The sequence below is a fragment of the Nonomuraea sp. NPDC047897 genome, from assembly GCF_043204415.1.
GTDB lineage: Bacteria > Actinomycetota > Actinomycetes > Streptosporangiales > Streptosporangiaceae > Nonomuraea.
Window position 1 is genome coordinate 412,052 of the sequence record NZ_JBIDCC010000006.1, and the last position, 17,606, is coordinate 429,657.

Below are 17,606 nucleotides of genomic sequence, written 5' to 3' on the forward strand. Positions count from 1 at the left end.
ACGGGCCGAACGGAGGCTGTCACACCGCTGTTAGGGGCCGGACGGCATGCTGGAGGGCATGAGAAAGTGGCGAGGCCCGGCGCGGACGATACGGCTGCGATTCACCGTCCTGTACGGCGTCATGTTCCTGCTGTCCGGCGTCGGGCTGCTGGCCATCACCAACCTCGTGGGCCTCGGCGGGACCACGGTCAGCCAGTCCGCGCCCCCCGGTGCCGCAGGCGCCGAGCCTGCCACGCTCGCCGCCGCCACCGAACGGCTCGCATGGCTGCAGGCCCAGCTGGCCGACACCCACGCGGCACAGTCACGCCGGCTCCTGATCGGCTCGGCGGTGGCGCTCGCGGTCATGGGCGTCGTGTCGCTGCTGATGGGCCGGATCATCGCCGGCCGGGTGCTGCGCCCGCTGCGGACGATCACCGCGGCGACCCGCCGGATCACGGCCGACAACCTGAACGAGCGGCTCGCCGTGCGAGGTCCGGACGACGAGGTCAGAGCCCTCGCCGACACCATCGACGAACTGCTGGGACGACTGGAGAGAGCCTTCGCCGCGCAGCGCCGGTTCGTGGCCAACGCCTCCCACGAGCTGCGCACGCCGCTGACCACCATGCGCGCGTCCCTCGACGTCGCCCTGGCCAAACCGGCACCCGTACCCGCCCAGACCGTCGCCCTGGCCGACCGGCTCCGCACCGAGCTCGACCAGGTCGACCGGCTGCTCGACGGCCTCCTCATGCTCGCCCGCGCCCAGCACGGCTCCCCGCCCGGCCGCACGACGCTCTCGCTCGGCCGCCTGGCGGCCGCGGCCGTGGACGCCCGTTCCGACGGCATCACCGCCAGGAGGCTCACCGTCGACTCCTCGGCCACCGGTGACGGCGCCTGGACGCGGGGCGACGAGACGCTCCTCACCCGTATGATCGACAACGTGCTGGACAACGCCGTCGCCCACAACCACGACGGCGGCTGGATCCGCCTGTCCACCGCCACCGCCACCGCCACCGGCGCGACGGCTCAGCTCGTCGTCGAGACCGGCGGGCCCGTCCTCGACCAGGGGCAGGTCGATCGGCTGGCCCAGCCCTTCCAGCGGCTCGGCGCCGACCGCACCCGCACCGGCTACGGCTCCGGGCTCGGCCTGTCGATCGTCTCGGCCATCGTCGCCGCGCACGGCGGGACCCTCGACCTGCGGGCCAGGCCGACGGGCGGCCTCCGCGTCGCCGTCTCGCTGCCCGCGGCGGCGGCGCCCGCGGGGGTCCCGCAGTGAGGGTGCTCGTGGTCGAGGACGCCCGCTCCCTGGCCGCCGTCCTGGTCGAAGGGCTGAGCGACCAGGGCATGGCCGTGGACGTGGCCCACGACGGCCTGGAGGCCGCCGCCAAGCTCGACCTCAACGCCTACGACGTGGTCGTCCTCGACCGTGACCTGCCGGGCGTCCACGGCGACACGCTCTGCCAGATGATCACCGATCGGGACGACCGCGCCATGGTCCTGATGCTGACCGCGGCCGGCTCGCCCGCCGATCGCGTCACCGGCCTGACCCTGGGCGCGGACGACTACCTGGCCAAGCCCTTCCACTTCCCCGAGCTGGTGCTGCGCGTCCGGTCCCTGGCCCGCCGGCGGCCCTCCGCCCGCCCCCGCACGCTGCGCGCGGCGGGCATCGCGCTCGACCCGCTGCGCCGCATCGCCACCCGCGACGGCCGTCACCTGGACCTGTCGGTCAAGGAGTTCGCCGTGCTGGAGGCCCTCCTCGGCGCCGCCCCCGCCTTCCTCAGCGCGGAGGACCTGCTGGAACAGGTGTGGGACGAGCACGCCAACCCGCTCACCAACACCGTCACGGTCACCGTCGGCCGCCTCCGCCGCAAGCTCGGCGAGCCTCCGGTCATCACCACCACACCCGGCGTGGGGTACCGCATCGCGACCGCCGACCCCTGAGCCGCACCTGCCTGCTCGCCGGCCCGCCGGTCGGTGAAGCGCACGGGTCGCGCCGCCCGCGCGGGTCAGCGCAGGGTCGCGGTGAAGGTGCGGCCGTGCGCGTGGCGGGTCGTCGCCTGCACCAGGGTGCCGCCCGGGACCCGGCGTACCGTCACCCCCTCGTCGGCCTTGACGAGCTTGAGTGGCGCACCGCGCAGCACGACGGCGACGCGGTCGCGTTTCATCGTGGGGTCGGACAGGCCGACGGTCGTACGCTCACCGTGGCGGACGATGACGGAGGCGGGGCCGTCGACGAGGAGGCGCCCGGCCTGGCGCGGGCCGTCGGCGAAGACGTTGACGGCGACGATCCCGAGGGTCTCGTGCTTGATCGCCTGCACGTGCCGGCTGTTGGCCAGGACGGTCAGCGGGCCGTCCGCGTAGCGGCGCAGGCGCGACTCGGTCGCGTGGGGGACCAGGGCGTAGGCGAGGGCCGGAACGGCGCCGGTGGCGGGGTGGGTGACCGAGGCGGTGAAGACGTTCTTGGTCACGGCGGTGTCCGGGTTGGCGGCGCGCACGACCCTGCGGCTGCGGGTCACCGTCTCCAGCCCCGCGGCGACGGGCTGGCGGGTGAGGAAGGCGTAGCCGACCGCGGTGCGGCGGGTGCCGTTGGCGTAGCGCAGCCAGCGCGGCGGGGCGGTGTCGCCCGCCTGCCAGGCCCGGCCGTCCCAGCCCTCGCCGGTGAGCGTGACCGCGTCGCCGGGAGCGGCGATGCGGCTGTCGACGGTGGTGACCGCCTCGCGGCCGTCCTGCCCGGAGATCCCGGCGGCCAGCACGACGATCTCGGCGTCGAGCATGAACCACGACTTGGTGGCGCGGGCGTTGCGGTGGACGACGAAGTCGTCCGGCAGGAGACCCGCCTGGGCGGCGGTGTAGGCGGCGTCGTCGGACTGCACCATGCCGGCCGCGCCGTACGCGCCGAGCGTCGCGCCGCCGGAGAAGGCGTTGCCGGCGCGGGGGAAGTACACGTAGCGGTTCTGCGACTCCGACGAGGACGTGAAGTTCAGCGGATGCCCCGGGTTCTCGTACCAGAACCGGCCGTACAGCTCGGGCACCGTCCGCCGCTCCTCCACCGGAGCGGTGATCCCGGCCAGCCGGTACGGGGAGACGGTCGTGTAGTAGTCGACGCCGAAGACCTCACGCTGATCCTCGCCGGCGAGGTAGAGGTGGTAGGCGCCCTCGCCCTGGAACCAGGGCATGAGGTTCTCGCCGTTCATGTACTCGTACTTGCTGATCCGGTCGGAGTTGCGGGCCAGGGCGAAGGCGTAGCCGGGGCGGCGGTGCACGGTCCTGTCCATGGCGTTGAACGCCACGCAGCGCTCGGGCGGGTTCAGGTCGGCGGCCGGGATGGCGGCGTCGGCCCGGATGGCCGCGTAGCGGGCGATGCTGACCGGGGAGACGAAGGCGGCCGTGTCGGCGGCCGGGAGGTGCCGGACGTACTTCTTCAGGGCGAGGGCGTCGGCGCCCTGGACGTGGTCGGCCAGGTCGGCGACGGCCTCCACGATCGTCCCCACGTCGCCGTAGCCGGACGCGGTGCGGGAGACCGCCCGCCCCTTGACGATCTCCATCATCCACCCCTCGAAGATCAGCGGGGCGAAGCCGTCGGCGATCCAGCCGTACACGACGCCGGCCAGGTCGGAGGTGCCGCCGCCGGTCGCGCCGTCCAGCATCTTCAGGGTCTGTACGACGCGGGTCAGCAGGATGCGCCCGTAGGAGCCGGTGTAGGCGACCGAGTGGTGCTGGATGAAGGAGCCGTCGCGGTAGTAGCCGTCGGTGACCCCGTGCCGGAGGTCGTAGGGGTCGATCGTGGCGAAGACGGTGGCCTGGTCGGAGATGGCCTTGCCGACCCGGGCGTCGTCGCCGGTGAGCGCGCCCTGCAGTATCCGGTTCGCGGTGATGTCGGCCAGGTTGGCGCCGGTGTGGAAGCGCGAGTCGAGATCGACGTCGCCGTCCTTGCCGTTGCGCAGGTAGGCGTCCATCGAGGCGACGTAGGTCTGCGTGAGGCCGGGTCGGTGTTCCCGCAGCGGCTCGGCCAGCAGGACGAGCGTCCTGCTCACGTGGGTCGAGATGCCGATCTCCCAGGTGTGCCAGTTGCCGTAGTAGCCCGCCGACTGGTCGCCGTAGTGGCGTTCGTGCAACCACTGCAGACCGTCGACGACCCGCCGCTGGACGGCGGCGTCGCCGTCGAGCCCGCCGCCCGGCGTGCGGGTCGCGAGCGCCATCTCGTACAGGTACTGGAAGGCCAGCCGCAGGTTGGCGTCGTTGGCGCCGAGGGGGAGGCCGGAGAACAGCTCGCCGTCCCCCGCGCGGTCCATGGCGGCCAGCCGCTGCCCGGCCGTCCCGGTGATCGCGGCGAGCTTGCCGGCGACCTCGGGCCGGGCGTTGACCTCCGGCGTTCCCGCGAACATCGCCACGGTGTTGGCGAGCAGCCGCGCGTGATCGACTCCCGCGGCGGCACGCGCGGGTAAGGGCAGGGCGGCGAGGCCGGCGGCGGGGAGGAGGGTGAGAACCTGGCGGCGGGACATGTGCGGCACGGCGGGCTCCAGGCCGTTGGAGGGATCTGCGCCCTTCATGATCCCCTGGATGGGGGTCCGGGCACCAGACCTCGCGCCCGCTGGTGGGTGTTATGCCGCCTGTGCCCGCACTCTGCGGGCCGGTGTACGCCCGTTACACGCGCCACGCCGCAAATCCGCGCCCCGGAGGCTGTCCGCCGCCGACATCGTCGTGCCGTCCCGGGGCTGAGATCTTCGATCTGTCCGCGCCTTGCCCCATTGACCAGGCACGACGCCCGGCCGGGGCGCGGACGGAACGGAGACGAGAGATGCCCCGACCCCTCGGCCGGACCGTCAAGGCGGCGGCGAGCGCCGGCGCGCTCGCCGGGCTCGTGACCGTGGCCGGGCCGGCCACCTCGGCATGGGCCCGGCCGCCGCTGCCGCTCGTCATGGACGCGGCCTTCCACAACGACTGCCTCAGCTCCCACAACGCCCTGCGGGCCCGCCACCAGGCGCCCGCCCTGACGGTCGACCAGGCGCTCGTCAGCTACGCCAAGCAACGGATCGCCCAGGTCACCCGGTACGACGGGCTGCAAGGAGGCCGGCGCGGGCTCGGCACCGACTACGGTGAGAACCAGTACTGGTACCGCACGTCCCCCTCGACGCGGGTGGCGTCCTGCGCGGACGGTGTGCGGAACTGGTACGACGGCAGCCGCTTCTACGACTACGCCCGGCCCGGCTTCTCCGCCCGCACGGGCCTGTTCACCCAGATCGTCTGGAAGGGCACGACCAAGCTGGGCTGCGCGCGGGCCGCCGGACCGGGCGCCCAGGGCCACGAGACGTACGTGCTCTGCGTCTACCGGGCTCCGGGCAACGTGTCCGACGCCTACCGGGAGAACGTCTTCCCGGCCAGGTAGCGCGGCACGCCGCAGCCGCCGGCGGACCTCGGCCGGCGGGTGTGAGCGGGAGCGGCTTTATGATCCGGGCGTGAGCGGCCGGAACGACGTCACGCGCCGGGGTGCTTCCCGGGCTGCCGGAGCATCTCGGCGAGCACCTCGGCGAGCACCGCCGCCTCGCTGATCTCCGGCCGCCTGGTCGCGGTCAGCAGCGTCAGCGGCCCGGCCGCGGCCAGGTCGCGCAGCCGGGCCAGCGCCTCGGCCCGCTCCGGCTCCGCCAGCTCGCTCCGGTAGCGGCGGGCGAACTCCGCGAAGCGCTCGGGCGCGTGGCCGTACCAGGTGCGCAGCTCCGTGGACGGCGCGACCGGCTTGCACCACGCCTCCAGCCGGGCGGCGGATTTGGCCAGGCCCCGCGGCCACAGGCGGTCCACCAGCACCCTGGCGCCGTCGTCGCCGTCCGGCTCCTCGTACACGCGGCGCACCCGCACCTCACCCTCGGCCATGCGCGCCCCCTCCCTTCCACGGTAGGCGACCGTCCGCCCGCGGCGACGTCAGGGCCGGCCGACGAACTGCTGCAGGGCCACGCCAGGATGCGTCTTTCCTCCTGCAACATGACGAGCCCCGTGGAACTGGTCGAGCAGGCCCAGGCGGCCAGTGCCGGCTCGACCGCCGGGCTCCCTGAGACCTCCCACGGGCCGTCACGCGGGCTGCGGGCGTCGCCTCAGCAGCTCGACCAGGGCCGAGACGCTGTGCTCGGCGCGGCCCTCGGCGACCGCGCGGTCGAGGAGGCTGAACATCGGCTCCTGCCAGGAGACGTCGACGCCCGCCTCCTCGCCGAGCCCGCGCTCCTCGGCGACCGCGGCGTGGAAGATGCCGATGGAGGAGGCCGGCTCGCTGTAGTCGCCGGTGTCGATCTCCTCGGCCAGGTCCGGCAGGACGGAGCCGATCATCTCCAGCCACTTGACGGTGTACGGCACGAGCGTGCTCGCCGCCAGGCCGCGGGCCGTGACCATCGCCGCGCCCTGGAAGAAGCCGAGCAGGGCCGGCAGCAGGGTGCCGCCCACGGCCACCTCGTACAGGGCGGCCAGGTCCGGCTCCGCGCCCAGGTGCGCGGTGTCGCCGCCCAGCACCCTGAGCGTCGCCTCGTGGTCGTCGAAGACGGCCCTGTCGCCGCTGTAATACAGCAGGGTGTCGGGGCGGCCGACGGCGGCGGGCACGTTCTTGACCGCACCGTCGAGGAAGCGGGCCCCGTGCCCGGTGGCCCAGGCGGCCATCCGGCGGGCGCCCGCCGGGGTGCCGCTGTTCAGGGTGACGAGGTCACGGCCCGGCAGGGCGGCCGCGGCCGGCGCCAGCGCCTCCAACGTCGCGTCGTAGGTGGTCAGGCAGGCGATGACCAGCGGGCTCGCGGCGACCGCGGCGCGCACGTCCCGCGCGGGGGAGGCGCCCAGGGCGGCGAGGGGCGCGGCCTTGGCGGCGCTGCGGTTCCACACGGTCGTCGGGTGCCCGGCCCGGACGAACGCCTCGGCCAGCGCCCGGCCCATCGAGCCCAGCCCCAGCACGGTCACCGGTGTGCGGTTGTCCTCGGACATGCCGTTCTCCTCAGTTCGGTGTCACACGAGTGGTACGGGTGTCCATGTTCGAGGGATGCGCACATCTGATCAAGTACCTACTATTTTGTCAGGTACTAACCCTTTTGTTCGTGGGAGCACTGATGACGAAGACCTTCACCTGCGGGCTCGACGCCGCCATCGCCGTCATGGGCGGCAAGTGGAAAGGGCTGATCCTGTTCGCCCTCCAGGAGGGGCCGCTGCGCTTCGGCGAGCTGAGACGGGCCGTCCCCGGCATCAGCGAGCGGGTGCTCATCCTGCAGCTGCGCGAGATGGAGGCCAGCGGCCTGGTGCACCGCGAGGTCCACCACCAGGTGCCGCCCAAGGTGGAGTACTCGCTGACCGGTTTCGGGCAGTCGCTCAACACCGCGATCGCGCCGCTCGGCGAATGGGGCGAGGAAAACATGGCGCGCATCCAGGCCCTGTTCTGACCGGACGGCCCGCCCGGGTGTTCGGCGGCGTCCGCCAGGGCCACGGCATCCGACGCGACCGCCGTGGCCAGGCGGGTCCGAGGGCGTCAGACGATGCCGCCGTTGGCCCGCACCACCTGGCCGTTGACCCAGTGCCCGGCCGGTGAGACGAGGAACGCGGCGACCTCGGCGATGTCGGCCGGGGTGCCGAGGCGCTCCAGCGGCGGCTGGGCGGCCATCCGCTCGACGGTCTCCCGGTCCTTGCCGTCGAGGAACAGCGCCGTGGCCGTCGGGCCCGGCGCCACGGCGTTGACGGTGACGTCCCGGCCGCGCATCTCGCGGGCCAGGACCATCGTCATCGCCTCCACCGCCCCTTTGCTGGCGGCGTACGCGCCGTACGTCGGCAGGGCCAGGCCGATCACGGACGTGGAGAACAGCAGGATGGCGCCGCCCGGCCGGACCCGGCGGGCCGCCTGCTGCGCCACCGCGAACGTGCCGCGGATGTTCGTCCGGTACAGGCCGTCCAGGACGTCCAGATCCAGGTCGGCGATGGTCGCCAGGTGCATCCGGCCCGCGGCGTGCACCACCGCGTCCACGCCGCCGAACTCCGACTCGGCCGTGTCGAACAGGGCGGCCACGGCGTCCGCGTCGGCCACGTCGGCGCGCGCCGAGACCGCCTGGCCGCCCGCCTCTACGGCCTCGCCGACAGCGGCCTCCGCCTCGCCTGCGTCGTCCGCGTAGCAGACCACGACGGCGTGACCGGCGGCGGCCAGGCGGCGCACGACCGCGCGCCCGATGCCGCGCGAACCGCCGGTGACGATCGCGACGCGCGACGTCCCGCCGGTGCCTGAGGTGGATTCGGTGGTCATGAGCGTGCATCCTTCCGATCCCCGCGCCGAGCCGGTCGGCCGGCGCCCGTCCCCCTCTACGATCCCCGCTGACCCGCGCCTCAGCCCCGGTACCAGGAACTCCCGGGCCGGTGGCGCCCGGAGCGACGATTTCGCGCCCCGGGCGGAGTCCTTCTTGCACCGCACGTCCACGGCGCTGGCGGACCTGCTCGGCGTCACGCCCGTCGAGTTCCCCGGCGACCACGGGGGCTTCGTCGGGCAGCCTGCGGAGTTCGCCGAGGCGCTGCGCCGGGTCCTCGTCTAGCGGCCGATCGGCGAACGCGGGGCGGTCAACCGGAGCCGGGATCGTCCCGCCCGGCGGCCGTGGACGCCCACTCGGTCCGCAGCCGGCGCAGCCCCGCGTACTCCAGGCCGGCGTAGACCATCACCACCACCGCCCCGGACAGCAGGAACGCCACCCCCAGCCCGGTGAGCGGCAGCAGCCCGCTGAAGGCCAGCGCCGGCAGCGCCACGCCCGACACCGCGTTGCCCGTCACGACGTAGACGGCGTGACGGTCGCGGATCCGCGGGTAGCCGGCGATGAGGCCGAGGGCCGCCGCGCCGCCGAGCATGGCCACCCCGAACGGGACGGACCAGGCGACGGGCAGCCCGAGCGGCCCACTCAACGGCACGGCGCCCGCCAGCAGCACGACGCCGAAGACGGCGGTGCTCCAGCCGTCGATCCGCAACACCCGGCGCAGCAGGTCCGGCTTCGCGCGCATGCATGACTCCTTCTCGTCGAGGACGTACGCGGCCACCGTGCCAGCGCCGGCGTCATCGGCTCAATGACCTCCGAGGTCATGCCGGAGCCGATCGGGCGGCTGGCTATCCTCCTGGGCGTGACTCCTCCGCTCCCTGAAGGGTGCGGCTTCTCGCTAAGCCGCTTGGGCGGCCTGGCGATGGGCAAGCCCTGCCCTGAGGATGTTGGTCGCCGCGTTCACGTCGGCGTGCGCCCGGTGGCCGCACGTCGTGCAGGCGAACTCGGCTTGGGCGCGGCGGTTGTCCTTCGCGCAGTGCCCGCAGCGGGCGCAGGTGCGGGAGGTGTTGCGGGGATCGACTGCGATCAGCTCTCGACCGGCGCTTTCAGCCTTGTGCGCGAGGATCGTCAGGAACACCCCCCAACCCGCGTCGAGAATCGAACGGTTGAGCCCGGCCTTGGCGGCGACGTTGCGGCCGGGTGCGTCGATCGTGCCGGACGCCGAACGGGTCATGTGGATGATCCGCAGGTCCTCGTGCACGATCACGTCGTAGCCACGGACCAGCGCCAAGGCGGCCTTGTGCGCGTGGTCGATCCGCTGGCGGCGCACCTTGGCGTGCAACGCCGCCACCCGGGCGACCGCCTTACGGCGACGCCTGGACCCGCGCTTCTTGCGGGCGAGATCGCGCTGGGCCGATGCGAGACGGCCGGCGCAGGCGGCCAGGTGCCGCTGGTTGTCGATGTGGTGGCCGTCGCTGGTCGTGGCCAGCGAGGCGACACCCAGGTCGACCCCGGCGACCGCACCCGTGGCGGGCAGGGGCTGCGCGGGCACCTCGTCGCACGACAGCACCACGTACCAGCGCGAGCCCTCGCGCTTGACGGCGATCGTCTTCACCCGGCCCTTGACCGGGCGGTGCTGGTGCACCCGGACGTGGCCGACGCCCTGCAGGCGCACGAACGTGGCGGCCGGATGCTCGGGCTGGGAGTCCCACCGGCAGCCGTCACCGTCCTTCGGCCACTGCACCGTGTCGAACCAGCCCCGCCCCTTGAAACGCGGGAACCCCGGCGTACGCCCGGCTTCGACCCGGTCGAAGAACGCCCGGAACGCCCTGTCCAGCCGTCGCAGCGTGGCCTGCTGGGAAGAGAACGACCACCGACCCTGACCCTCCCCATCGTCGGCGCGGATGTGCTTCAACTCCGCCGACTGATCGCCGTAGCGGACACTCACCCCGGCCCTGGCGTAGGCGGTGCGCCGGTGCTCCAACGCGGCGTTGTACAGCTACCGGTGATCCTCCAGGCAAGCTGTAAGGGCGGCGGCTTGCCTGCTGGTGGGCGCAGCAGGAACTTGAACGACCTGCGCACACCCACCTCCCACGCTCGGTAACGACGCGACCACGGTACCGGCAGGCACCGACAAAACCCGGAAGGAGACCCGTGATCCGCAGACCCGGCAGGTCACGGCACGCTCGGGCCTTGACGGCCCTCCCGCTCCCGATTCCCCCGTCGCCTGAAGGCGACAGTCCCCTCGGGAGGCTCTGATGGACACGGAGCAGCCTTCCCGGGTGGGCGCCCTGCTGCGGGAGTGGCGGCGGCGACGCCGCCTCAGCCAACTCGACCTGGCGCTGCAGGCCGGCAGCTCGGCCCGGCACCTGTCGTACGTGGAGACCGGGCGCGCCCACCCGAGCCGGGCGATGGTGCTGCGCCTGTCGGCCGCCCTCGACGTGCCGCTGCGCGAGCGCAACACGCTGCTCCTGGCCGCCGGTTACGCCCCCGCCTACCGCGAGAGCAGCCTCGACGACGCCTACCTCGCCTCCGTCCGCGCCGCCGTCGACACGATGCTCGCGGCGCACGAACCGTACCCGGCCGTCGTGGTCGACCGCCTGTGGAACGTGCTCGACGGCAACCGCGCCATGGCCGTCCTCATGGACGGCATCCCGCCGCACCTGCTCCTGCCGCGGCCCAACGTGTTCCGGCTGACCCTGCACCCCGACGGCCTGTCCGCCAGGCTGGCCAACCTGGGCGAGGTCAGGGCGCTGTTCCTGGAACGGTTGCGGCGCCAGGTCGACGCCACCGGCGACGCCGGCCTGCGCGACCTGTACGAGGAGGTGCGCCGCTATCGCGCCCCCGACCCTGCCCCCGACCCCGCCGAGGCCTCGACCGGCGAAGCGGGGCCGATCCAGGTGCCACTGCGGGTGCGGACGCCGTTCGGCGAGCTGTCGATGTTCAGCACGATGGCCACCTTCGGCGCCCCGGCCGACGTGACGCTGTCGGAGCTGGCGATTGAGCTGTTCTACCCGCTCGACGAGTTCACCGCCGCCGCCCTGCGCGGCCTGTCGGCGGGCCTGCAGGGCGACCCGGCGGCCCCCTGGGGGTAGCCGGCGCGTCAGGCCGGACCGTCACCGGTCGCCCGGGATTTGCGTTCGAGCGCGCTCGAAGCCCTAGCGTTCCCGCCATGACGACACAGACATGGATCATCACCGGCGCGTCCCGCGGTTTCGGGCGCGCACTGGCGGAGGCGGCGCTCGCGGCGGGCGACCACGTGGTGGCGGCGGTGCGGCGGCCGGACAGCGTGGCCGACCTGGCGGACACGTACCCGGACGACTGTCTGATCGCGCCCTTCGACGCCCGCGACGTCACGGCGGCCCCGGGCCTCGTGCGGGACACCCTGGACCGCTTCGGCCGGCTCGACGTGCTCGTCAACAACGCGGGCCGGGCCGTGGTCGGAGCGGTCGAGGAGGTCACTGACGCGCAGCTGCGCGACCTGATGGATCTGCACCTGTTCGGCCCCGCCGCGCTCGTCCGCGCGGCACTGCCGGCGATGCGCGCGCGGGGCGCCGGGACGATCGTGCAGATGAGCAGCCAGGCCGGGCGGACGTCGTTCCCCGGCGTGTCGACGTACTCCGCGTCGAAGTTCGCCCTCGAAGGCTGGTCCGAGGCCCTGGCCGGAGAGGTCGCCCCGCTCGGGATCCGCGTGATGATCGTCGAGCCCAGCCGGTTCCGGACCGACTTCAACGCGGCCGACGTGCTCGAGTTCACCGAGGCGTCGGAGACCTACCGGGACCTGCTCGCCGCCGTCCGCGCGGACATGGCCGGGACGGATGGCCGCCAGGAAGGCGACCCCGCGCGGGCGGCCGAGATCATCGTGTCCCTCGCGCACGGTGACGAGGTGCCGTTGCGGCTGCCGCTCGGGCGCGAGGCGGTCGAGCGCATCTCGGGCGCGTACCGGCGCGGCCTGGAGGAGGTCGAGCGGTGGGCCGAGACCGCCCGCGGCGCCGACTTCGAGGGCGTCCCCGCGTCGGCCAGGCCCGTCTAGGCTGGCCGTGTGACTCCTCCGCTCCATGAAGGGAGCGGCTTCTCGCTAAGCCGCTTGGGCGGCCTGGCGAAGGGCAAGCCCTGCCCTCAGGATGTTGATCGCCGCGTTCACGTCGGCGTGCGCCCGGTGGCCGCACGCCGTGCAGGCGAACGCGGCTTGGGTGAGGCGGTTGTCCTTCGCGCAGTGCCCGCAGCGCGAGCAGGTGCGGGAGGTGTTGCGGGGATCGACTGCGATCAGCTCTCGACCGGCGCTTTCAGCCTTGTGCGCGAGGATCGTCAGGAACACCCCCCAACCCGCGTCCAGGATGCTTCGGTTAAGCCCGGCTTTCTGCGCGACGTTACGGCCGGGGGCGTCGATCGTGCCGGACGCCGAGCGGGTCATGTTCGCGATCCGCAGGTCCTCGTGCACGATCACGTCGTAGCCACGGACCAGCGCCAAGGCGGCCTTGTGCGCGTGGTCGAGGCGCTGCCGCCGGACCTTGGCGTGCAGCGCGGCGACGCGGGCGACCGCTTTGCGGCGGCGCTTGGAGCCCCGCTTGTTGCGGGCGAGGTCGCGCTGCGCCGTCGCGAGACGATCGGCGGTCGCGGCGAGGTGACGCGGGTTGGCCAGATGCTCGCCGTCGCTCGTGGTGACCAGCGACGCCACACCCAGGTCGACCCCGGCGACCGCACCCGTGGCGGGCAGCGGCTGCGCGGGCACCTCGTCACACGACAGCACCACGTACCAGCGGGAGCCCTCGCGCTTGACGCTGATCGTCTTCACCCGACCCTTCACGGCCCGGTGCTGGTGCACCCGGACATGGCCGACGCCCTGCAGGCGCACGAACGTGGCGGCCGGATGCTCGGGCTGGGAATCCCACCGGCAGCCGTCACCGTCCTTCGGCCACTCGACCGTGTCGAACCAGCCCCGGCCCTTGAAGCGCGGGTATCCGGGCGTCGCGCCTTTCCTGACGCGGTCGAAGAACGCGCGGAACGCCTTGTCCAACCGGCGCAGCGTGGCCTGCTGGGACGAGAACGACCAACGGGCCTGGTCCGCGTCGTAGGCGCGGATCTCCTTGAGCTGGGCGGACTGGTCGCCGTACCGGATCGACACCTTGGACCGCTTGTACGCCTCGCGCCGCTCCTCAAGCGCCGCGTTGTACAGGGCGCGGTGGTCGTCCAGGCACGCGGTGAGCGCGGCCTGCTGGTGCGCGGTCGCACGCATGAGGAACGTGTAAGACCTACGCACGGCCACCCGCCTTGGGCGCCCGCTCATACCGCGTCTCGATGTACCGCTGCACCGTCTCGGCGGACACGGCGCCGACGGTGCCGACGGTGGCGACGAAGCAGGACCGCGACCACAGCGTGGGCAACAGCGTGGGCACCTGGGAGCGCAGGTGCGCGAACTCGGCGCGCAGGTGGTGGGAGGTGAACCCCTTGAACTGGTTGGCCACATATGACGGGGAGTTCTTCGGGTGCGGCTTGACGAACAGGTGCACGTGCAGGTGTACGTGGTCGGGCATCACCTCAAGGGCCACGATCTCCCAGCCGTGCTCGCCGGCCTTGGCGCGGATCAGCTCCTCCAGGCGGGTCTTCACCCGCCCGCCGAGGACCGGGCGGCGGTACTTCGGGCACCACACGACGTGGTACCCGAGGTCGTACGCCGCGCCGGGGGAGGTGCGCACCTGACGAGTCACACGATCACTATCCCAGTGTCATGTATCCAACGCACGATGAACGGAGATCTCTGATGCCCGAATCTGACAGGTCAGGGCACGCTCGGGCCTTGACGGCCCTCCCGCTCCCGATTCCCCCGACGGCTCAAGCCGCCGGTCCCCTCGGGAGGCTCTGATGGCCACCGACGATCTGATGACCAGGGCGCTCGAAACGCTCGGCGACGACGGCCCGCTGTCGGTCGAGGCGATCCACCGCCTCACCGACCTGGCCGGCGTGCCCGAGTCGATGACGATCGCCGAGGTCGCCGACCTGCTCGACATCTCGCCCCACACGCTGCGCTACTACGAGCGGGCCGGGCTGGTCGAGGTGGCCCGCGACGGCAACGGTCATCGTGTCTACGACGCCGAGGCGGTGCGGCGCCTGGTGTTCCTCACCCGGATGCGGCTGTCCGGCATGCCGATGCGCGACCTGCAGCACTACATCTCGCTCGTCGACGCCGGAGCGCACACGGTGCCCGAACGGCTCGACATGCTGCTCGAACATCGCGACACCATCCACCGCCGGGTCCGCGAACTGACACTGTCCCTCACGGCGATCGAGTACAAGATCGCCACGTACGGGGGCTCGACCGGGCCGGACGTCCAGGACCTCGACACCGGCCGGCGGCGGCGCGTGGTTCCGGCGCCGCACTGACCACGAGGAGGCCGCGACCGCGCGGCCGGCTGACCCGTTCACGGGGGGAGGACCGGTCGTGCCGGTGCGGGCCCTATTCGGGCTCGGGGAGGGCGGCGAGGATCGCGGCGACGCTGTCCCAGTCGGCCACCTCGACGTGGTCGGCCATCAGGCGCAGCCGCCCCGCGATTCCCCGGTGACCCGTCCGCAGCGATGCGAAGCCCCGCTCGAACTGGTCGGAGACGGCCTCGTACCCCATGCCGGCGCCCTCCCCCGTGAAGAAGGTGGTCCCCAGCTTGTCGTGGCCCCAGAAGTCACCGATGGCGCCCAGGTCGTCGCCCGCCTGCCTGACGAACTCCGCCAGGTCGCCGCCCTCGGCCGCGAAGACGCCGGCGACGGCCCGCAGGTGGCGGGGATAGATCTCCATGGGCAGGCGCAGCACCATGCCGGGCCGGAGCGCCGCGGGGTCGGTGAGGACGTCGCGATTGGCCTCGTAGATGGCGTTCCACCGCGAACTGTCCTCGAAGTACTCCTCGGCGAGGCTCGACAGCGTGTCGTCCCGCGTCACCGTGACGCTCTCCGGCCGCTCCGGGGGTTCGGTCATGGGGGCCTCCTCAGCCGGCGGGTTTGTGGGCCATCGTGAAGTAGAGCAGGATCCTGCCCAGCGTCTCCTTCCAGGTGGGCACGAGGTCCTCGCCGCTCTGCCCGTTCAGCAGGTCGTACGTGGGGCCGTAGCCGGCCGAGCCGCCGGCCATGCGCGCGATGAAGTACTGCACGTCGGCGTTCTTGGTCATGGCCCTGGCGGCGGGCATCGCCGCGTCGAACGCCCCGTAGAAGGCGACCGACGCGGCGAACTCCTTCAGCGCCTGCGTGGTGTTGTCGCCGAGCGAGCCCGGGTCCTCGCCGCGCAGCGCCCGGACGCCGGCCACCGCCGCCACGTCGCCGACGGCGAAGAAGGTGCTGCCGATCGTGTACTCGGTGAGCTTGCCGGCCACCACCTTGGCCACGCTGTGTTCGAGCAGCTTGGCGAACATCTTCGCCTGCAGCCGCCGGATGAGGAACTGCGACATCTGGTAGGCCGCCCCCGCCTGCCAGGGGAAGGTGGTGATGAAGACGAAACTCGCGAAGTTCGCCCAGGCGAGCGTCCAGTAGGCGTGCCGAGCCGTTTCGATGATCTCCGCGTACTCCTCGCAGGCCTGGCTGTTGCGGCGGCACACGTGGGCGAGGAGGCCGGGGTAGCCCACGTCGGGGGGCGGGGGGTGGAGCCCGGCGGTGACGGCCTCCTTGAACTCTTCGACGCCCGCGCCGCCGTTGCGCTTCCACACCGCCTCGGCGGCGGGGTAGGTGGTGTGGGGGCTCTCGTCGAGGCGGTCGGCGAGCCGCGCCCAGACGTCACGGGCCTGCCGGGCGCGCACCGGGTCGCCGTCCGGGTACTCGACCGCGAGCATCTTGAAGACGAACGCCGCGATCCCGAGCGTGCCGGCGCCGTAGATCGTCGCTCGTCCGGGCCGGACGCTCAACGGTCCGTGTCCAGCGGGGTGCCGGCCAGGAACGGCCCGACCAGTTCCTTGGCCTGCCTCTCGGCGTCGGCGGTCGCCCGTCCGGCCGCCCGGAGCACGGCCTCGGCCAGCTCCGCCGAGCCCAGCCGCATGGCCCGGGGGTCGATCGTGAGGCCGACCAGCGCGCCGGTCAGCGACGTCTCGGCGGTGACCCGCCCCTGCTCGCTCACGCCGTGGCCGCGGACGTCGGCGATCCGCTGCTGGAGTTGCTGCAGCGCCGTGATGTCGCCGCTGAACTGTTCCAGCAGCCGGTCAAGCTCCTCGTCGCCGCTTGCCGGAAACGGATCCACAGGCGGTGTCATCGTGCTCCTGAGCCCTGGCGCGCTCGGCCGCGTACAGGCGGGGTCGGGGAAATGATCACTAAAATCTAACATAACCAGTAGGTCAAGTAGGTAATCTCTTGCGTGCCGGTAACCGGGGTTACGGTGACCGTATCAGGAAGGCGGCGTCGTGGACGACGGCCGCACTGCGCCTGAGACCTGTGGTGGGCGGGTGTGAACGGCCGCCGCAACCAGTCAGCCGGACGGCGGCGGTGGGTTCCCGCAGCGGTCGGGTGTCGCTGTCGGTGGCCGGTCGGGGTGGGTGGGCAGGAGGGCCGGCACCACGCGCGCCGTACGAGTTGACGGGTGTCACGCGGCTGTGGCATGCTGAAGGCGGCATCGAGGTTGACACTGAAAGTAAGTGTAGACACTCGTTTCTCATTTGCGTTATGCTGCTCCCTCGCGCTGCCTTGCGACGCCCCGGATTCGGCCGGGGCGTTTGGCGTGCGCGCAGTCCGATTCCATCCGTGATCCTCGGAAGGACATCTGTTGGCAGCCTCGCGCAACGCCTCCGCCGTACCCGCCGGTCCCCGTCGCGTCTCCTTCTCGCGCGTGCAGGAGCCCCTCGAAGTTCCTGACCTTCTCGCCCTGCAGACCGAGTCCTTCGACTGGCTGCTCGGCAACGAGAAGTGGAAGGCCCGGGTCGAGGCGGCTCGTCAGGCCGGGCGCAAGGACGTCCCGACCCAGTCGGGCCTCGAAGAGATCTTCGAAGAGATCAGTCCCATCGAGGACTTCTCGGGGACCATGTCCTTGTCGTTCCGCGACCACCGGTTCGAGCCGCCCAAGTACTCAGTCGATGAGTGCAAAGACAAGGACATGACCTTCTCCGCCCCGATGTTCGTCACGGCGGAGTTCATCAACAACGCCACCGGTGAGATCAAGAGCCAGACGGTGTTCATGGGCGACTTCCCGCTCATGACGCCGAAGGGCACGTTCATCATCAACGGCACCGAGCGTGTCGTGGTCTCCCAGCTGGCCCGTTCGCCCGGTGTCTACTTCGAGCGCAGCGTCGACAAGACGTCCGACAAGGACCTCTACGGCTGCAGGGTCATCCCGTCGCGGGGCGCCTGGCTGGAGTTCGAGATCGACAAGCGCGACAGCGTCGGCGTCCGTATCGACCGCAAGCGCAAGCAGGCCGTCACCGT

19 protein-coding genes and 1 pseudogene are annotated in these 17,606 nt (G+C 72.4%); 9 read left to right on the top strand and 11 right to left on the bottom strand.

The genetic code is table 11. The features are described from left to right. The first annotated feature begins 58 nt into the window (after nt 1-58). Together ACGF0J_RS16775 and ACGF0J_RS16780 are read left to right on the top strand one after the other, a co-directional pair. Nucleotides 59-1,252, top strand: a complete 1,194-nt coding sequence (locus ACGF0J_RS16775; protein WP_393146555.1) for a sensor histidine kinase — start codon at nt 59-61, stop codon at nt 1,250-1,252. Then, a complete protein-coding gene (locus ACGF0J_RS16780) occupies nt 1,249-1,917 on the top strand; it encodes a response regulator transcription factor (protein ID WP_393146557.1) in 669 nt (222 codons plus the stop codon). The genes ACGF0J_RS16775 and ACGF0J_RS16780 overlap by 4 nt, the downstream gene beginning before the upstream one ends. Nucleotides 1,918-1,982: 65 nt before the next feature. Here the strand turns inward: ACGF0J_RS16780 and ACGF0J_RS16785 are convergent, their stop codons facing one another. Next, complete coding sequence (locus ACGF0J_RS16785) at nt 1,983-4,526, bottom strand: polysaccharide lyase family 8 super-sandwich domain-containing protein (RefSeq protein WP_393146559.1); 2,544 nt, start codon at nt 4,524-4,526, stop codon at nt 1,983-1,985. A gap of 248 nt (nt 4,527-4,774) precedes the next feature. Here ACGF0J_RS16785 and ACGF0J_RS16790 point away from each other — a divergent pair, with 248 nt between their 5' ends. Next, entirely contained in the window at nt 4,775-5,362 is a 588-nt protein-coding gene (locus ACGF0J_RS16790; RefSeq protein ID WP_393146561.1) for a CAP family protein, read from the top strand. Nucleotides 5,363-5,451: 89 nt separating this feature from the next. Here ACGF0J_RS16790 and ACGF0J_RS16795 read toward each other — a convergent pair whose 3' ends face one another. Then, nucleotides 5,452-5,844: a DUF488 domain-containing protein gene (locus ACGF0J_RS16795; protein WP_393146563.1), complete on the bottom strand. Its 393-nt coding sequence runs from the start codon at nt 5,842-5,844 to the stop codon at nt 5,452-5,454. 195 nt (nt 5,845-6,039) lie between these two features. Beyond that, the gene (locus tag ACGF0J_RS16800) at nt 6,040-6,930 is read right to left on the bottom strand and encodes an NAD(P)-dependent oxidoreductase (protein WP_393146565.1); all 891 of its coding nucleotides are present in this window, start codon (nt 6,928-6,930) and stop codon (nt 6,040-6,042) included. 122 nt (nt 6,931-7,052) lie between these two features. Here ACGF0J_RS16800 and ACGF0J_RS16805 point away from each other — a divergent pair, with 122 nt between their 5' ends. Further along, the gene (locus ACGF0J_RS16805) at nt 7,053-7,379 is read left to right on the top strand and encodes a winged helix-turn-helix transcriptional regulator (protein ID WP_393146567.1); all 327 of its coding nucleotides are present in this window, start codon (nt 7,053-7,055) and stop codon (nt 7,377-7,379) included. An 86-nt stretch (nt 7,380-7,465) separates the two neighbouring features. On the opposite strand, the gene ACGF0J_RS16810 is transcribed toward ACGF0J_RS16805, so the two are convergent. Continuing rightward, entirely contained in the window at nt 7,466-8,227 is a 762-nt protein-coding gene (locus tag ACGF0J_RS16810; protein WP_393146569.1) for an SDR family oxidoreductase, read from the bottom strand. Nucleotides 8,228-8,381: 154 nt separating this feature from the next. Between ACGF0J_RS16810 and ACGF0J_RS16815 the strand changes: the two genes are divergently transcribed. After that, nucleotides 8,382-8,510 (top strand): hypothetical protein, encoded by a 129-nt coding sequence (locus ACGF0J_RS16815; RefSeq protein ID WP_393146571.1) that lies wholly within the window; start codon nt 8,382-8,384, stop codon nt 8,508-8,510. 25 nt (nt 8,511-8,535) lie between these two features. On the opposite strand, the gene ACGF0J_RS16820 is transcribed toward ACGF0J_RS16815, so the two are convergent. Continuing rightward, nucleotides 8,536-8,967, bottom strand: a complete 432-nt coding sequence (locus ACGF0J_RS16820) for a hypothetical protein (protein WP_393146573.1) — start codon at nt 8,965-8,967, stop codon at nt 8,536-8,538. A 153-nt stretch (nt 8,968-9,120) separates the two neighbouring features. Next, nucleotides 9,121-10,206, bottom strand: a complete 1,086-nt coding sequence (locus ACGF0J_RS16825) for an RNA-guided endonuclease InsQ/TnpB family protein (protein ID WP_393146575.1) — start codon at nt 10,204-10,206, stop codon at nt 9,121-9,123. Nucleotides 10,207-10,480: 274 nt separating this feature from the next. On the opposite strand from ACGF0J_RS16825, the gene ACGF0J_RS16830 reads away from it, so the two are divergent. Together ACGF0J_RS16830 and ACGF0J_RS16835 are read left to right on the top strand one after the other, a co-directional pair. Further along, nucleotides 10,481-11,317 (top strand): helix-turn-helix domain-containing protein, encoded by an 837-nt coding sequence (locus ACGF0J_RS16830; RefSeq protein ID WP_393146577.1) that lies wholly within the window; start codon nt 10,481-10,483, stop codon nt 11,315-11,317. 77 nt (nt 11,318-11,394) lie between these two features. Beyond that, the gene (locus ACGF0J_RS16835) at nt 11,395-12,255 is read left to right on the top strand and encodes an SDR family NAD(P)-dependent oxidoreductase (RefSeq protein WP_393146579.1); all 861 of its coding nucleotides are present in this window, start codon (nt 11,395-11,397) and stop codon (nt 12,253-12,255) included. Nucleotides 12,256-12,300: 45 nt separating this feature from the next. On the opposite strand, the gene ACGF0J_RS16840 is transcribed toward ACGF0J_RS16835, so the two are convergent. Together ACGF0J_RS16840 and tnpA are read right to left on the bottom strand one after the other, a co-directional pair. Next, nucleotides 12,301-13,482: an RNA-guided endonuclease InsQ/TnpB family protein gene (locus tag ACGF0J_RS16840; protein ID WP_393146581.1), complete on the bottom strand. Its 1,182-nt coding sequence runs from the start codon at nt 13,480-13,482 to the stop codon at nt 12,301-12,303. After that, on the bottom strand, nt 13,475-13,930 hold the full coding sequence (gene tnpA, locus ACGF0J_RS16845) for an IS200/IS605 family transposase (RefSeq protein WP_393146583.1): 456 nt from the start codon (nt 13,928-13,930) through the stop codon (nt 13,475-13,477). The genes ACGF0J_RS16840 and tnpA overlap by 8 nt, the downstream gene beginning before the upstream one ends. Nucleotides 13,931-14,084: 154 nt before the next feature. On the opposite strand from tnpA, the gene ACGF0J_RS16850 reads away from it, so the two are divergent. Next, the gene (locus ACGF0J_RS16850) at nt 14,085-14,603 is read left to right on the top strand and encodes a MerR family transcriptional regulator (protein ID WP_393146585.1); all 519 of its coding nucleotides are present in this window, start codon (nt 14,085-14,087) and stop codon (nt 14,601-14,603) included. A 73-nt stretch (nt 14,604-14,676) separates the two neighbouring features. Here the strand turns inward: ACGF0J_RS16850 and ACGF0J_RS16855 are convergent, their stop codons facing one another. From ACGF0J_RS16855 to ACGF0J_RS16865, 3 genes are read right to left on the bottom strand one after another with little or no spacing between them, the layout of a single operon-like run. Next, nucleotides 14,677-15,186 carry a LysM peptidoglycan-binding domain-containing protein gene (locus tag ACGF0J_RS16855; RefSeq protein WP_393146587.1) on the bottom strand — a complete coding sequence of 170 codons (510 nt, stop codon included), beginning with the start codon at nt 15,184-15,186 and terminating at the stop codon, nt 14,677-14,679. A gap of 10 nt (nt 15,187-15,196) precedes the next feature. Then, on the bottom strand, nt 15,197-16,102 hold the full coding sequence (locus ACGF0J_RS16860; RefSeq protein ID WP_393146589.1) for a hypothetical protein: 906 nt from the start codon (nt 16,100-16,102) through the stop codon (nt 15,197-15,199). Then, a complete protein-coding gene (locus ACGF0J_RS16865; RefSeq protein WP_393146591.1) occupies nt 16,099-16,443 on the bottom strand; it encodes a YbaB/EbfC family nucleoid-associated protein in 345 nt (114 codons plus the stop codon). The genes ACGF0J_RS16860 and ACGF0J_RS16865 overlap by 4 nt, the downstream gene beginning before the upstream one ends. A 507-nt stretch (nt 16,444-16,950) precedes the next feature. On the opposite strand from ACGF0J_RS16865, the pseudogene ACGF0J_RS16870 reads away from it, so the two are divergent. Next, nucleotides 16,951-17,606: pseudogene (locus ACGF0J_RS16870) on the top strand (DNA-directed RNA polymerase subunit beta); the annotation flags it as partial.